The 14,887-nt window shown below is 71.7% G+C and carries 13 protein-coding genes; 4 read left to right on the forward strand and 9 right to left on the reverse strand.

The window, feature by feature from the left end; translation table 11 throughout:
* The 4 genes from G6R25_RS13520 to G6R25_RS13535 form a co-directional block, all read right to left on the reverse strand.
* Positions 1 to 1,164, reverse strand: a 1,164-nt coding sequence (locus tag G6R25_RS13520; RefSeq protein WP_163553251.1) for a patatin-like phospholipase family protein, incomplete at its 3' end; no start/stop codon positions are given.
* A 230-nt stretch (positions 1,165 to 1,394) separates the two neighbouring features.
* The gene (locus G6R25_RS13525) at positions 1,395 to 1,895 is read right to left on the reverse strand and encodes a transcriptional regulator (RefSeq protein ID WP_136448944.1); all 501 of its coding nucleotides are present in this window, start codon (positions 1,893 to 1,895) and stop codon (positions 1,395 to 1,397) included.
* Positions 1,896 to 2,425: 530 nt separating this feature from the next.
* Positions 2,426 to 3,760: a CpaE/TadZ family protein gene (locus G6R25_RS13530; RefSeq protein ID WP_163553252.1), complete on the reverse strand. Its 1,335-nt coding sequence runs from the start codon at positions 3,758 to 3,760 to the stop codon at positions 2,426 to 2,428.
* Positions 3,757 to 4,539, reverse strand: a complete 783-nt coding sequence (locus G6R25_RS13535; protein WP_163553253.1) for an SAF domain-containing protein — start codon at positions 4,537 to 4,539, stop codon at positions 3,757 to 3,759. Before G6R25_RS13535 ends, G6R25_RS13530 begins: the two co-directional genes overlap by 4 nt.
* Positions 4,540 to 5,044: 505 nt before the next feature.
* On the opposite strand from G6R25_RS13535, the gene G6R25_RS13540 reads away from it, so the two are divergent.
* Complete coding sequence (locus G6R25_RS13540) at positions 5,045 to 5,281, forward strand: helix-turn-helix domain-containing protein (RefSeq protein WP_163553254.1); 237 nt, start codon at positions 5,045 to 5,047, stop codon at positions 5,279 to 5,281.
* Positions 5,282 to 5,340: 59 nt separating this feature from the next.
* On the opposite strand, the gene G6R25_RS13545 is transcribed toward G6R25_RS13540, so the two are convergent.
* Positions 5,341 to 5,898, reverse strand: coding sequence for a hypothetical protein (locus G6R25_RS13545; protein WP_163553255.1), 558 nt, complete (start codon positions 5,896 to 5,898; stop codon positions 5,341 to 5,343).
* A gap of 160 nt (positions 5,899 to 6,058) precedes the next feature.
* Here G6R25_RS13545 and G6R25_RS13550 point away from each other — a divergent pair, with 160 nt between their 5' ends.
* Positions 6,059 to 7,192: a LysM peptidoglycan-binding domain-containing protein gene (locus G6R25_RS13550; protein WP_163553256.1), complete on the forward strand. Its 1,134-nt coding sequence runs from the start codon at positions 6,059 to 6,061 to the stop codon at positions 7,190 to 7,192.
* A gap of 27 nt (positions 7,193 to 7,219) precedes the next feature.
* On the forward strand, positions 7,220 to 7,921 hold the full coding sequence (locus G6R25_RS13555; protein WP_163553257.1) for an Rv3235 family protein: 702 nt from the start codon (positions 7,220 to 7,222) through the stop codon (positions 7,919 to 7,921).
* A gap of 114 nt (positions 7,922 to 8,035) precedes the next feature.
* On the opposite strand, the gene secA is transcribed toward G6R25_RS13555, so the two are convergent.
* The gene (gene secA, locus G6R25_RS13560) at positions 8,036 to 10,972 is read right to left on the reverse strand and encodes a preprotein translocase subunit SecA (protein ID WP_163553258.1); all 2,937 of its coding nucleotides are present in this window, start codon (positions 10,970 to 10,972) and stop codon (positions 8,036 to 8,038) included.
* Positions 10,973 to 11,332: 360 nt separating this feature from the next.
* Here secA and G6R25_RS13565 point away from each other — a divergent pair, with 360 nt between their 5' ends.
* Positions 11,333 to 11,905, forward strand: coding sequence for a GNAT family N-acetyltransferase (locus tag G6R25_RS13565; RefSeq protein ID WP_163553259.1), 573 nt, complete (start codon positions 11,333 to 11,335; stop codon positions 11,903 to 11,905).
* Between the two features lies 1 nt (position 11,906).
* Here G6R25_RS13565 and G6R25_RS13570 read toward each other — a convergent pair whose 3' ends face one another.
* The 3 genes from G6R25_RS13570 to G6R25_RS13580 all read right to left on the reverse strand — a co-directional run bounded on the left by G6R25_RS13570 (position 11,907) and on the right by G6R25_RS13580 (position 14,674).
* Positions 11,907 to 12,620 carry a response regulator gene (locus G6R25_RS13570; RefSeq protein WP_163553260.1) on the reverse strand — a complete coding sequence of 238 codons (714 nt, stop codon included), beginning with the start codon at positions 12,618 to 12,620 and terminating at the stop codon, positions 11,907 to 11,909.
* Between the two features lie 132 nt (positions 12,621 to 12,752).
* Positions 12,753 to 13,547 carry a ribosome hibernation-promoting factor, HPF/YfiA family gene (hpf, locus tag G6R25_RS13575; RefSeq protein ID WP_136448288.1) on the reverse strand — a complete coding sequence of 265 codons (795 nt, stop codon included), beginning with the start codon at positions 13,545 to 13,547 and terminating at the stop codon, positions 12,753 to 12,755.
* 326 nt (positions 13,548 to 13,873) lie between these two features.
* A complete protein-coding gene (locus G6R25_RS13580) occupies positions 13,874 to 14,674 on the reverse strand; it encodes a ComF family protein (RefSeq protein ID WP_163553261.1) in 801 nt (266 codons plus the stop codon).
* Between the last annotated feature and the right edge of the window lie 213 nt (positions 14,675 to 14,887).

The raw sequence follows: 14,887 nt of genomic DNA on the forward strand, positions 1-14,887 counted from the left end.
CAAACCGAGCCGGTCTTCCGGTGGAGCGGCGCCCGCGAGGGTGCCGGCGCCCCCCTCGACGCCGGCACCGCCGCGGGTGCCGCTCCACCCGGTGCTGGTGACCGCACGGGTGCCGGTGACCGCACCGGTACCCGTGACCGCACCGGTACGGCCGGCGACGGCGGCAGTCGTGGCGGCGCGAGCCGGTCGAGGGCGAGGCCGGGAGCGAGCGCTCGCCCGCAGGGCCGCGCGTGTGGTTCGCAGGCTGGTCTCGAAGACCTCCGCCCGGCGGGTCAGGTCCATCAGGTTGCCGCCCATGACCGCCAGGTCCTCCGGTCCTGGGGACAGCACCGTCACCCGGGTGCCCGCGGCCTCGACCAGCTCGACCTCCCGCAGTAGGCGGCGGGTCGCGGCGCGCCGGACCTGTCGTTCGACGATGGCCACCGCGCCGCGAGGGCGATCGCCGGCCAGCGAGCAGGCCGGCGCGAGCACGAGCACCTCCGCGAGCCCGGCGTCGGCGAGCAGGTCGACCGACGTGGGTGAACGGGTCCCACCGTCGACGAAGCGCTGGCCGCTGGACTCGATCGGCGCGTACCAGCCGGGGATCGCGCAGGACGCCATGACAGCCTCGGGCAGCGTCACCCGGGGTGCGTCGGGCGCGCCGAACAGCACCCGGTGGCCGGTGTCGAAGTTCATCGCGACGATCCGCAGGGCCGTCGCGATGGGCCAGTCGGCAGGGCCGAGTCCCTTGCGGTCCATCGCGGCCGCGACCAGGTCACCCACTGCGGAGATCTTGCCGCGGCCCTGCGGGAGGATCGCCGCCAGGGTCACCATCGGCGAGGCGTGCCGGGGGTGCAGCGCGCTGGCCGTGAGCAGCCGTGGGGAGCCCATCCGCATTCGGGGCCGCGGGGGGAGGGACGCGCCGAGATCGCGGTAGTCGAGGACGGGGCCGCCCGCCTCGTACAGTCCGCGCTCGGAATTGGCCATCACATCGATGCCGATGCCGAGGCCAAGCAGGGCCGCGACGACCGAACCAGCCGAGGTGCCGACCACCAGGTCGCTACTGCCCAGGTCGCGGCCGGTCTCGGTTTCGACGGCACGCATGGCGCCGATCATCCAGGCGGACCCTAGGACTCCACCTGCGCCGAGGACCAGGCCGCTGCTCGCGACCCGCCTTCTGGTCATTGTCCACCTCCTGGCGCGACGACCGGAAGGGGATGCGCCCTGCGCTGGGGCACCTGCCGCCCCGGTCGGCCCGCTGCCGTGTGGGCCCCGCCCGGTCGCACCTGGACCGGACGGCCGTCGACAGCAGCTATGCCGCGTGGGGCTTTCCGGAGATGGGCCAGTCGCAGTCCACGGTCCGCGTCGACCGTTCGTCACCTGCGGCGCGTGACGCGCCTGGAACGCACACCGGACTACTCCGGCGGCTCTTCGCTCTCCTCGGGGAAACTCGTCTCCAGGACGCCCCAGTTGCGCAGGCGCTCGGCGAACTCCTGCGGCGTGGTGTCGTGCAGCAGGGCGAGGGCGCGCACGTCGCCGTCGCGGATGGACAGCACATGCCCGGCGTAGTCGTCGCGCTGGCGCTGGATCTGTGCCACCCAACGCCGGACGAGTGCGGAGGTGTCGGGTGGGGCCTCGCTGAGCTTCTCCAGGTTCAGGACCGTGCGCGGGCGACGCTCGCGCGGGGGCAGCTGGTCCTCGCTGGGCAGCAGCGCCGACACCGGCACGCCGTAGAACCCGGCGAGTTCGGAGAGCTGGTGGACGCTGATCATGCGGTCCCCACGCTCGTAGGAGCCGACGGCGGCGGTCTTCCAGCGGCCGCGCGACTTCTGCTCGACCCCCTGGAGCGACAGCCCCTGCTGTATCCGAATCGCCCGTAGGCGGGCGCCCACCGCCTTCGCGTACTCCCGGCTCACCCGACACACCCCCAAGCCGTCTCGCCCGAGCATCCCCGTGCCGCCCGGATCGCCGGTCGCGGTTGCGACCGTGCTCCGGATGGCACCTCCGAGGCCTGCTCAACACTAACGTAACGTTGCCGAAAGGGGATTCTTACGCAGACATACATTGCATCACGTTCTGCAGCATGGCCGCATCTTTATTCGTCCCTTCGCTTCGCAGCGCATGAGATCGACATTAAAACGTCACCGATCTCATGTCACCGATAGCTTTAAGTAAGATCCCCTTCACTTCTTGACCAAAACCGTTCGACACAGCGATGCCCGCGAATCGCTCGCCGTAACCGCGCCCGCTACACATCCATGACAAGACGAATACTTTATATCACCGTTACGCCAAGAGCGTAACAGTGAGTCGCCATCGCCCGGTCCAGCGAGCCGCGCACACCCCCAACCGGGGCAAGGGAACGGGGGTGCCCGCAAGGCGAACGCAGCATGAACGGAAGGCTCGTGGAGGCAGACAGGAGGCGAACGGCGCGGTCGGTGATCGCCTACCGAGACTGCCGCCGGAACCCGCCGCGGCGCCGGCGGACGACCCCGGGCCGCCCGGCCAGACGGGTGGCCAGGTCCCGGATCGCCAGCCGGGCGGGCGACGTGGGCGCGATGTCCCGCAGGAGCTGGCACGCGACCTGCGCGGCATCCAGCCCTGCGAGGTCGTAGGGCACGAGCGCGACCGGCTCGGTCCCCGTGTGGCGCAGGATCGCCCGGCTGACCTCCCGCGCCGGGTCGCCGCCGACGACCGAGGCCCGCAGCCGGTTGACCACCACGAGCGGATCTGCCGCCGGGACGGTCTCCCGCAGATCGGCCAGCCCGCGGACGAACCGGACCAGACCGACCGGTTCCGCCGAGGTGACCGCGAGGACGACGTCGGCCGCTTCCAGCACCGCGAGCGTCGCGCCGTTGCGCCGCGGCGCCGCGGTGTCGAACGACAGCTCCTCGTCCGCCTCCAGGCAGAAACCACAGTCCACCACCACGTACGACGCCAGCCGCCGGGCCATCGACAGCACCGTCTCGATGGACGCCGGGCGCAGCTCGGGCCACCGCGACGGCCGGGAGATGCCCGGCAGCACCCGCAGGCCCTCGCCCAGGTCTCGGCATAGCAGCGCCAGCCGCGGCACGTCGAGCAGGCCCTGGTTGGCGGACCGGGCCGCGGCGGCGAGGCCCGGTGCCTCCTCCAACAGGCCGACGAGCTGGCCGATCGCCCCGCCGTAGGAGTCGGCGTCCACCAGCAGCGTCGAGGTCCCCAGCGCGGCGATCTCGGCGGCGAGGCAGAGCGCGATCGTCGTGCGCCCGGGCGCTCCGGCCGGCCCCCAGACCGCGATCACCCGGCCGCCGCCGGACTCGCCGAGGCCGAGGCCATCGGTGCCGGCGCCGGCCGGGGCGAGCTGCCCGAATCCCAGCAACGGCTCGCTGTAAGAGGAGGCGGCGGCCGGCCAGTTCGTCGGGGCGGCGGTGTGCGACGCCAGCGCGCGGGAGGCTTCCACGACGGCGCCGGCGACCACCTCGGCGGTGGCATCGGCGGGGATGACCGCGGCCACCCCGAGCTGGCGCAGCCGGCGGTCCGCGTCCTCGTCCCCGGGCGCGATCAGGCCGACCACGGCGATGCCGGCCATCGCCAGCCGGGTCAGCGCATCGCGGTCCAGCCGGCGCAGATCGGCCGACAGCAGTGCCGCCCGGGCCGCACCGGTCGTCGCCGCGGCGAACAGATCCGGCAGGTCGACGCAGCGGCGGACCACGGTGACGCCAAGATCGCGGCGATCGAAGGCCGAGACCAGGCCGGCCTCGACCTCGGAGTCGGTCACCGCGGTCAGGATCGGCAGGCTCACCGGCCGAACCCCGCCACGGTGGTCGGTCCGGTCGAGCCGACGCCGCCGCGGGAGTCCCGTTCGAGCTTCACGACGTCGACCCGCTCGCTCTGTGACGCCGCCACCGCCTGGATCGCGTTGTCGACCGGCACCCGCAGCGTCAGCGAACGGTCGCCGCTGGCCAGCTTCTCCAGCCCGACGAACTCGACGTCGTGCAGGACCAGCGACTCGGCACCGGCCCCCGCGGCCGGCGCCGGCTGATTCGGCTGATTCGGCTGGTCGCCGGCCTGGTCCCCGGAGCCGGTGGCCGCCGCGGCCCCGGCGGAGAACACGTAGACGTCGACGTGAGCGCCGGGCTCGAGGGCCGGCAACCGACCCGCCTTGACGATGACGGGGACCAGCCTGGTGGACTGCGTGTTCCGTCCGGCGAAGTCGGCTCCGCTGACGAGCTCCCCGGCGTCGACGGGCCGGGCGAGGGTGGCGCCGGTCAGGTCCCGCAGGCGGTCGCCGGGGTAGTAGCGGTCGGACGTCGCGTCATCGAGGCGGGCGGACACCGTGGTCAGGTCCCCCGCCACGACGACGTGCCCGGCGGGCAGGGCCGACTTCGCCACCACCCACTGCCGGGTCGAGTCCGCCAGCGCGAACAGCCGCGCCCCCACGACGACCGAGACGAGCACGAGCAGCACCCCGATGAGCAGCCGGGAGTCCCGCCACCGCCGCCGGGTCAGCCGGCGGGCGGGAGGCGAGCCAGGCGGCGGGGGCGCCTCGGAACGGACCGGTGCCGCGGCGAGCTCGGTCACCGGGAGACCTCCCTTTTCTCCTGGCCGGACCATTGGTGCATGTTCACACCTTCCGGTCGCAGAGCGTACGCGGTCGAAGGCCCCGAACCCACCGAAACCAGCGAGGATTCCGCTGCGGAACGCCACCGTCGACAATCGGTGTTCGCCGACGGCCGTGCGTAGCAACGTCCCGGGTGTCCTGAGCTCACCCGGTTGGACGCGCAGCCGGCCCGGAGCGACGCGCGATCGGGACGAAGCCACACGATTTTCGCGTCACCCATGTCGGCCGCCGTACTGTCCTGTGGCGCCGCACGCCGGTAGCGATGCAGGTCAGTGGCTCGGCGGGGCCGGAGGCCGGCCAGCGACGGCGGGCTCGGGTGGAAGCGGACAAGAACATCGGCGAGCGAGGGCTTTCGGCCACGTCCGCGCGTAGTTATCCACAAGCTGATGCATCTGGACGCGATGAGCGGTGGAATCTCTGATACACACGTGAGGAGAGACATCCGCCCTCATCAGGAGGACTTTGATGAACGACCGCTTCCTTCAACTGAGCGATGTGGCGGACATCCTCAACATCTCGTCCAGCCAGACCTACGCCCTCGTCCGCTCGGGCGAGCTCCCCGCCATCAAGATCGGCGGCCGGGGCCAGTGGCGGGTGGAGCGCGCGGAGCTGGAGGCATACATCCAGCGCGCCTACGAGCAGACCCGAGCCTTCGCCGCGGCCAATCCGATGAGCCGCAACGAGGCCCTGCCGGAGGACTGACTGACTGACCGCCCCCGGCCCCCCGATCGACCCGGGGTCTCTGATCGAGCCGGGGCCGGTCAGGGGACGCGGCGCACGTAGGCGATCGCGTCCAGCGGCATCGTCCACCCCGCCCGGACCCGCCCACGGCGGGCGAACTCGCCCACCGCGTGCTCGGCGACCTCGAGGAAGTCCGCCCCCACCCGCACCGGCATTCCGTGCAGGCTTGTTCCGTCCACGAGCAGCAGCGTGCACGCGGAACGGTCGCGCACGAGTCCGCGCAGCACATAGCGCAGGTCCAGTTTCGCGGCCAGCGGTCCCTCGTGACCCGGCTGAGCGGAGACGACGGGCAGGTTCTCGACCGCGAGCAGCGATCGCATCGGCACCAGCACCTCCGTCGCGCCGGGCTCCGCGAGCAGGAACCAGTCCACCCCCAGCGCGGACAGCGTGCCGTGCAACGTCTGCGGGGCCAACTGCCCGCCCAGCACCCGGCAGCGCGCCGGGTGGCCCACGACCGGCCGCAGGCGGTCGATCAGCCGCAGGTAGGCGGCCTCCCGGCGGCTGCGGTCGGCAAGCTCGGCGGCCTCGTTCGCCTCCCACTGCAGCTCAAGGTCCGCGAACAGGTCCTCCCAACGCATCGGTTCTCCTCCCGTACGGGTACGTTCCGCTGCACACCAGGCGGCTCAAATCCTCACGCACGACGCAAGCGGGATTGACAGTGTGGCTCCAGAGGTTTACACAACCAAACATAGGCAAACGAAGTCGTTCGACCACATCCGGCAGACAGGGGCAGCGAAGATGATCGCGGGAGCGGCGCGGCGGACGCTGGCGCTGTTCACCGGCGCGGCCGGAGCCGTGGGCACGGCGATCATATTGATCGTCTTCGGCCCCCAGCTGGCGGACCTGCCGGGCAGCGTCGGCGACGTGCCGGGCTGGTTCACCGCGGCGCCCGAGCAGGCCCTCGTCACTGTCGTCGGCGCGGTGGCCTGGCTGTGCCTGCTCTGGCTGTGCCTTGGCGTCCTGCTCGGCGTGGCCGCCGCCGTCCCCGGCGCCGGCGGCCGGCTCAGCGCGGCGCTGGCCCGCCTGATCCTGCCTCGCGCGATGCGCAGGCTGATCGAGCTCGGCCTCGGCGTCACCCTGGTCGCCGGCGTCGCCCCGGTGATGGCGGCGATGCCCGCCGTGGCCGTCGGCACCCACCCTGGCCCCGGGATCGCCGTCGCGGCGTCGGCGACGTCTCTCGACCTCGACCGGCCAGCAACGGCGGTGCTCGGCGCGGCCGGGCTGCCGGACCTCGACCGCCCGGCCGCCACCCCGGCCGCCACCGCGGACGCGGGTGCCAATCCGACGATCTCGGTGCCGGGTCTGGGCGACGCCGTCCCCGTCGTCGACCTGCACGCGACCGCAGCGGTCTCGACCTCGTCGACGCCGCCCTCATCTCCGGACGCCGCCCAAAGCGGCGCTCCGGCGGCCCCTGACCCCGGCCCCCCCGTCCGGCTCACCGCGGCACGCACATCGGTGAGTTGGCCGGATCTCGAGCGCCCGGCCACCGATCCGCCGCGCACCGCGGCGCCGTCGACGGCACCGACCGGCCCGGCCCCCGCCGGCGGTGCCTCGACGGCGCCCGCACCGAAACCCTCGTTCTCGGCGCCGGCACACGACCCGCTTGTCCCGTCCTCGCACCGCGGCACGGGCGTTGCGGCCAGCCCGGCGGGCACCGGCCAGTCGCCCCGCACCGACGAGGCCGAGGAGGTCGTCGTCCTGCGCGGAGACAGCCTGTGGACGATCGCCGCCCGCCATCTCGGTCCCACCGCCACGCACGAGCAGATCTCGGTCGAATGGCACCGCTGGTGGGCCGCGAACTCCGACGTCATCGGCCACGACCCGAACTTGATCCTTCCCGGCCAACGCCTCATCCCGCCATCCGCGCTCTGACCCCGCCCGCCACCATCGGAGCCTGCCGTGACCGCCACCTGTGCCCTGCCCCGGCCCCGGCGACCACAGTCGGTCCCCGGCATACGGCTGCTCCCCGTCACCCCGAACGAACCCCCCTACGACGACGAGCTCGATCCCGCCGCGAGCAACACCGGCCGGCCGGACCACGCTCGACTCCGACCCTCATCCCGGCGAGCCGGCGCCCCCGCCGACCGGTCAGGCCGGCCCGCGGCCGCTCCCGCCGGGGGCGGCCATCGCCGCGGCGAGCAGCGGGCCGGCGGCGACACGGTCACCGTGGACCGCTCACCCCGGCGCCTGGCCGTGCCGGAGCAGGTGTTCAGCGAGGCGGGACGGCCGCTGTCGGACGACCCGCCCGCGCCGGGACGCCGGCCGTCCCATGGCCCCGCAGTCGGCAGGCCGGTCGCGCCGGCACGGGAGGCCGCTGTGATCGTCGTTCGGGCGATCGTCGAGGCACTCGGCGGCGTCCGTCTCGTGTCCCACCTCGTCGGTTGGACGACGCCCAGGCTTCAGAGCGACCTCGAACGTATCGCCGCGCAGCTCAGCGACCGCCGCCGCGGGCAGGTACGCAGCGTACGGGTAAGCGAGCCGCGACCGGGCGTGGCCGAGGTGTCGGCGATGATCACCCAGGGCGCGCGAGCCGCGGCGCGGGCGTTGCGGATGGAGGCCGCCGGCGGCCGTTGGCGAGTCACGACCCTGCAGGTCGGCTGACCCTGAACGGAGCCAGGCGCCTGCTTCCCGGTCGCCGGACGGCGGGGTCACCCGTCGTCCGGCGACCGGGAGCGCAGAGCCCAGGTGGTCTCAAGCGGTGCAGGTGGTGCGGCGCTACTCGGCGTTGCGCCGCGCGGGATCGCCGTGGCACCGCTTGTACTTGCGTCCCGAGCCGCACGGGCAGGGGGCGTTGCGGGCGGGGCGGGCACTCGCCCCCGTCGCCGATCCGCCGGCGGCGCCGCCACCGACCGGCGACTCGGCGCCCGAGGCCAGGGTGGTGACCGGTCCGGAACCGCCGTCGACCGACGGCGCGGTGTAGCGAAGCCCGCCGCTCGGGCGGCGCGGTTCCAGGCCCTTGACAAAGACCGGCGGCGCGGCAGGCGGCGCCGGCGGGGCCGGGGCCTGCGGCGGAGTCCGACGCGCGGCCGCCTGGTCGCCCGCGGCGGCGTCCGGCAGGGCCAGGGGCGCCACCACGGCGGGCAGGGCGGCGGCTCCCGCCGGAGGCGCGGGAGCGACGGCGACGGTCTCCGCGGGGGCCGCCTCGGTCTCCTGGCCGGCGATCTGGACCTCGACGTTGAACAGGAGGCGGACGGACTCCTCCCTGATGCCCTCCATCATCGTCTGGAACATGTCGAAACCCTCGCGCTGGTATTCGACCAGCGGGTCACGCTGCCCCATCGCCCGCAGGCCGATGCCCTCCTGCAGGTAGTCCATCTCGTAGAGGTGCTCACGCCACTTACGGTCCAGCACGGCGAGGACGACCCGCCGCTCCAGCTCCCGCATGATCGGCTCGTCGTCGGCGCCTTCGCCGAGGTCGAGCTCGCGGCGGTCGTACGCCTCCTGCGCGTCGGCCTGGACGTCCTCCAGCAGGTGGTCGGGGGTGAGCCCGTCACGATCATTGGTGTCGGGTGCTTCCACCCCGACGGGGTAGAGCTGGCCGAGAGCGGTCCACAGGGTGTCGAGGTCCCACTCCTCCGGGTAGCCGTCCGCGGTGGCGCCGCGGACGTAACCCTCGACGGTGTCGTCGACGAAGTGCCGAACCTGCTCGTGCAGGTCAGCGCCATCGAGGACCTTGCGACGCTCCTCGTAGATGACGGTGCGCTGCTTGTTCATGACCTCGTCGTACTTGAGGACGTTCTTGCGGATCTCGAAGTTCTGGCCCTCAACCTGGGTCTGGGCCGATCGGATCGCCCGCGTCACGATTTTCGACTCGATCGGGACGTCCTCGGGGATGTTGAGGCGATCCATGATCCCCTCGACGGCGGCGGCGTTGAACAGCCGCATGAGGTCGTCACCGAGGGAGAGGTAGAAGCGCGACTCGCCGTGATCGCCCTGCCGGCCGGCGCGACCGCGCAGCTGGTTGTCGATACGCCGGGATTCGTGCCGCTCGGTGCCGAGGACATACAGGCCGCCGGCCTCCACGACATCCTCGTGCTTGGTCTTCACCGACTGCCCGGCCTTCTCCAGCGCCTCCTGCCAGGCGGCCTCGTAGTCCTCGGGAGTCTCGATGGGCGACAGTCCACGCTGGCGCAGCTCGGCCTGGGCGAGGAACTCCGGGTTCCCGCCGAGCATGATGTCGGTACCTCGACCGGCCATGTTCGTCGCCACCGTGACGGCGCCCTTGCTGCCCGCCTCGGCGATGATGGTCGCCTCCCGCTCGTGGTGCTTGGCGTTGAGGACCTCGTGCGGCACGCCCCGCTTGGTCAGCTGCTTGGACAGGTACTCGGACTTCTCCACGCTCGTGGTGCCGACCAGGACCGGCTGGCCCCTCTCGTGCCGCTCGGCGATGTCCTCGACCACAGCGTCGAACTTCGCGATCTCGGTCTTATAGACGACGTCCGGCTGATCGTTTCGGATCATCGGCTTGTTCGTCGGGATCGGCACCACGCCGAGCGAGTAGATCTGGTGGAACTCGGCCGCCTCGGTCATGGCGGTACCGGTCATGCCAGAAAGCTTGTCGTAGAGCCGGAAGTAGTTCTGCAGGGTGATCGTCGCGAGAGTCTGGTTCTCCTGCTTGATCTCGACCTTTTCCTTGGCCTCGATCGCCTGGTGCATTCCCTCGCTGTAGCGCCGGCCGTGCAGCACGCGACCGGTGAACTCATCGACGATGAGGACCTCGCCGTCGGTGACGATGTAATCCTTGTCCCGCTTGTAGAGCTCCTTGGCCTTCAGCGAGTTGTTCAGGTAGCCGACGAGCGGGGTGTTCACCGACTCGTAGAGATTCTCGATGCCGAGCTGGTCCTCGACCTTCTCGACGCCGGACTCGGTGATGGCCACCGTCCGCTTGCCCTCTTCGACCTCGTAGTCGACGTCCCGCTCCAGCAGGGGGGAGATCCGGGCGAACTCCGTGTACCAGCGGGTCGGGTGGTCCGCCGGGCCACTGATGATCAGCGGCGTACGGGCCTCGTCGATAAGGATGGAGTCGACCTCGTCGACCACTGCGAAGTTATGGCCGCGCTGGACCAGCTCGTCCGCGCCCCAGGCCATGTTGTCGCGCAGATAGTCGAACCCGAACTCGTTGTTCGTGCCGTAGATGATGTCGCAGGCATACTGGGCGCGACGCACCGGGGGCGGCATCTGTGGGTGGATCACCCCCACGGTGAGCCCGAGGAAACGGTGGACGCGCCCCATGTTCTCGGCGTCTCGCTGGGCGAGGTAGTCGTTGACCGTGACGATGTGCACGCCCTTGCCGGACAGGGCGTTCAGATACGCGGGCAGAGTGGAGACCAGCGTCTTGCCCTCACCGGTCTTCATCTCGGCGATGTTGCCGAGATGAAGCGCCGCGCCGCCCATGATCTGCACGTCGAAGTGCCGCTGACCGAGCGTGCGCCGGGCTGCCTCGCGGACGGCGGCGAATGCCTCGGGCAGCAGGTCGTCAAGGGACTCTTTGCCCTCCCCGACGCGCTGGCGGAACTCGTCGGTCATGCCGCGCAGCTCGCCGTCGGACAGCCCGGTGAAGTCGTCCTCGATCAGGTTCACCTGCTCGGCGATCGCCTTGAGCTTGCGCAGAATCCGGCCCTCGCCGGCACGCAAGATCTTGTCTAGAACCACGGGCGAAACTCCTCCGGCTGGCATGTCGGCGAGGCACCGACCCCACGATGCTAGCCCCTGGACCGTTCCCCACAACATCCATCGGGACGCGGTTCCTCCGGCCGCGGTCGGCGACGGGCTGTGGGTGCGAGGACGAGGCGCCGACGCCCAGGGGCGGGGATTGCGTAAGCACAAACGACCGGTGCAACTTAGGCGACGGCGCGGGTACGCACGATCCGTCACCCGGTCCAACGAACGGGAGCGCCGCGGGGTGCCCGGGGCGGGTGGACGGCGGCGCCGGCCCGGGGCCGCCGTCCGGGTCGGATGCCGTCCGGGTCGGATAATGAGGGGCGCGACGGTGAGCCGGTAGAAGGTTGAGTCATGCCGTCTCTCGAACCGGTGGAGATCACCGCCGGCCGCCTCCACCTGCGCCCCTGGCGCTCCTACGACGTCGACGCCGTCCACCAGGCCTGCCAGGATCCGGAGATCCCCCGGTGGACGAAGTTGCCCACCCCGTACGGGCGCCACCACGCCGAGGACTTCGTCACCCGGGAGGCACCCCGGACCTGGGCAGACGGGAGCGGAGCCGCGTTCGCGGTGGTCGACGCGACAACCGAGCAACTGCTGGCCTCGGTCGCACTGCTCCAGATAACCGATCTCGGCGACGCCGAGATCGGTTGCTGGTGTGCGGCGCCGGCACGCGGCCAGGGCGTGATGTCACAGGCGGTGGCGACGCTGACCAGGTGGGCCTTCGGGGCGCTGGGACTGGCCCGGATCGAATGGCAGGCCGCGGTTGGCAACGTCGCCTCCCTCCGGGTGGCCGAGAAGAACGGATACACCTTGGAGGGAACCCTGCGACAGGCCCTTGTGGTGGGCGACGGGCGGCGGGTCGACTGCTGGGTGGGCTCGCGGCTCCCGGGCGACCCGCCCCCGCCCGGGGACCCGCGGCGATGACTCAGGTAATTTCGAGTAGTTTCTCCCGCACCGCGTAGACGACCGCCTCCATCCTGGAATGCAGCTGCAGCTTCTCCAGGATGTTGCGGATGTGGTTCTTGACGGTGTTCTCGCTGATGTAGAGCTGCTTGGCGATGTCGCGGTTGTTCATGCCCTTAGCGACGAGACGCAGCACCTCCATCTCCCGGTCGGTGAGCCGGGGGGTGGGCAGCTGCGGCCGGTCGTCCTTATTTTTGATCATCGCCGCGAACTCGCTGAGCAGCTTCGACGCCATCGACGGGCTGATCAGGCTCTGGCCGCCGTAGACGGCGCGAATGTCCGCGGCGACCTCGTCGATGGAGATCTCCTTGAGCAGGTAGCCCATGGCCCCTGCCTTGATCGCGTCGTAGAGGTCGGCCTCCTCGTCACTGATCGTCAACATGACGATCTTTGCGCTCGGCACCGACTCCTTGATGGCGCTCGTGGCGTCGATCCCGCCGCGGCGCGGCATCCGCACGTCCATGAGCACGATGTCGGGAGCCATCTCCTTCGCCATGGTCACGGCCTCGGACCCGTCCGCGGCCTCCCCGACGACCTCGATGTCGACCTCCTGACCCAGCACCATCTCCAACCCGCGCCGGAACAGAGCATGGTCGTCGACGATGAGCACCCGGATGGGGTTCGCCTCCGATGGCGTCGGCAGCACCTCCTCAGAGCGCTGATCCTCCACCGTCATCTGACCTCCTAAGGACCATTTTCACCCCGGTCACGCCACCCCGCGCGACTACACGCGGGGTGGCGTGCCGTGCACTCCGACACCCGAGGCAAATGGTCCCACGTCAGCCGGTGGACGTGACCTGCAGATCGTCTAAAGAGCGGCCGAGCTCGCGAACGCGCCGCGAGCCTGCGCCGATCGGCCCGCCTCACGGTGCGCGTCCAGTGACGCGGCGACCGCCGCCCCGGCCGAGCCTGCGAGCCTGATCACGCCGTAGTCGTAGCCGACGCGGCGGTAGACGACGCTGGGCAAGCCAAGGTCGACGTCCAGGAAGAGGTAGAAATCATGCCCGACCAGCTCCATGTTGGACAGGGCATCCTCAAGCGTCATCGCGTCGGCCTCGTGCGTCTTCTCCCGCACGACCAGCGGTGTCTGGTCCGCAGCCTCTCCCCGGCCGGCTGGGCTGCCCGCGGCGGCGAGCGCGTCGGCGGGGGCCGCGACGACCGGGCGCGCCGAATTCCCCACGGACGGTTGCCCTTCGGCGGCGGGGCGCAGGTCGGCCGGCCGGGTGCCCTCCAAAGGCATCAGGCTCTCCAGGGGCACGGAAGTGATGCCGGCCGGCTTGGCGCCGGCGTGGTTGGCGTGGTGGCGGACCCGCCGGTCGGCGGCGCGACGCAGACGCTCGGCGAGCTTGCCGGTGGCCAGATCGAGGGCGGCGTAGCAGTCGGCGGCGGCGGCCTCGGCCCGGATCACCGGACCCCGCGAGTACACGGTGAGTTCGACCCGGTCGCAGACGTGGGACAGCCGGGGGTTGTGTTCCTTCGACAGCTCGACGTCGACGCTGATGATGTTCGAGTCCAGCCGCTCCAACTTGGCGAGCTTGGCCTCGACATGGTTGCGGAACCGTTCCGGAACCACGGTGTGCCTGCCCTTGACCACGATGTCCACGCGATCCACCTCCCGTTCGCCATTCCCGGCGACGCGACTTGCGCCAACGGCCAGCCGTGCGCCGGCGAGTTGCGGCGTCTCCCGGGATACGCCCGGCTTCGGGCCGAGACGATCCACGGACGCCCTGTCCACGGTTGTCGCACCTTCCGTCGTGCCGTTTGCGGTCAGTAGCCCGCGTTCGGCTCCTTCCCCTCTGCCGCGGCCCTACTCCGCCCTTCAGCCCAGCATCCACGCGACACATGCGCTACATCGACAGGCACGAGGACCCGCCACCGCCCGTTCCTTCGCCCCTTGCCAGCGGACGCGGACGGTGCGTACCGGCAGTTTCACCCCGGCGGGCCGTGGATCGCGGGTAGGGCGGCTTTTCCGCGCGTCGGATCGACCACGGCGACCACGGCGACCGCAGCGGTTCGCACAGAGGCGGCCCGCAGCGCTCGCACCGCCTCGGCCACCGTCGCCCCGGTCGTCAGCACGTCGTCGATGACGATGACCCGCGCACCTGCCGGCAACGCCGCACGCCGAGCCGCCCGCGCCGGATTGGCCAGCTCGAAGGCGCCGGCGAGATTCGCCGCCCGCGCCGTGGCACCAAGCCCGGCCTGGTCGGCGAGCCGGCGCACCGGCCGTAGCACGGGCGCGACGCGCACCCGGTGACCGTCGCGGCGCAGCACAGCGGCGGCTGCGGAACACAGCAGGACGAGATGATCGAAGCCGCGCCGGCGACGGGCTGCGGCGGTCGAGGGGACCGGCACGAGCACGAGCGCAGGCGCGGGTGGCGGCGGGGCGCAGACGCCGGTGGGCCCGCCCGAGGCGGCCGGCAGCGCCCGCGCGACCGCGCGGGCCAGTGCGGCCCCGGCGGCATCCACCCGGCCGCGCTCCTTGTAGGCCAACAGCAGCGACCGGACCCGGCCACCGTAGTGAGCCGCCGCCAGGCACGGCGGCAGCCCCCGCCGCCGCGGGGTGGCCATGGGACCCGCGACGGCAAGGAAGGCTGGACCGCGCAGCTCCGCGGCGCATGCCCGGCACACCGACGCCCCGCGACCACCGCAGCCGGCGCAGGACAGCGGCACGATCAGGTCGGTGAGGATCGCCAGGTTCCGGGCGAGCAGGGGCAGGAATGCGCGGGCCATGGAGGGAAGGATCACCGTTGGCGCAGGTATGCGCCAGCCCCCGCGGCCGATCTGTGGACAACGCACCCCGCACATTGCGCGCGGGGTGTGGACAGATATGAAACACCGCGGGTGGCCAAGCCAGGAGGTGCCCGGGCCCAGCGGTACCGGAGGTCATCGCATGGCGGCCCGGCGCCGTCTGAGACGATCGGCGCCGGGCAGATCATCGTGCTG

Origin of the sequence: Candidatus Frankia alpina (assembly GCF_902806485.1) — a bacterium.
Classification (GTDB): Bacteria; Actinomycetota; Actinomycetes; order Frankiales; family Frankiaceae; genus Frankia; species Frankia alpina.

Excerpts from the sequence above, each read along its gene's own strand:
- G6R25_RS13540 (WP_163553254.1), top strand. The coding sequence starts at position 5,045 with ATGAACGACCGCTTCCTTCAACTGAGCGATGTGGCGGACATCCTCAAC.
- G6R25_RS13565 (WP_163553259.1), top strand. The coding sequence starts at position 11,333 with ATGCCGTCTCTCGAACCGGTGGAGATCACCGCCGGCCGCCTCCACCTG.
- G6R25_RS13570 (WP_163553260.1), bottom strand. The coding sequence starts at position 12,620 with ATGACGGTGGAGGATCAGCGCTCTGAGGAGGTGCTGCCGACGCCATCG.
- G6R25_RS13580 (WP_163553261.1), bottom strand. The coding sequence starts at position 14,674 with ATGGCCCGCGCATTCCTGCCCCTGCTCGCCCGGAACCTGGCGATCCTC.
- G6R25_RS13545 (WP_163553255.1), bottom strand. The coding sequence starts at position 5,898 with ATGCGTTGGGAGGACCTGTTCGCGGACCTTGAGCTGCAGTGGGAGGCG.
- G6R25_RS13550 (WP_163553256.1), top strand. The coding sequence starts at position 6,059 with ATGATCGCGGGAGCGGCGCGGCGGACGCTGGCGCTGTTCACCGGCGCG.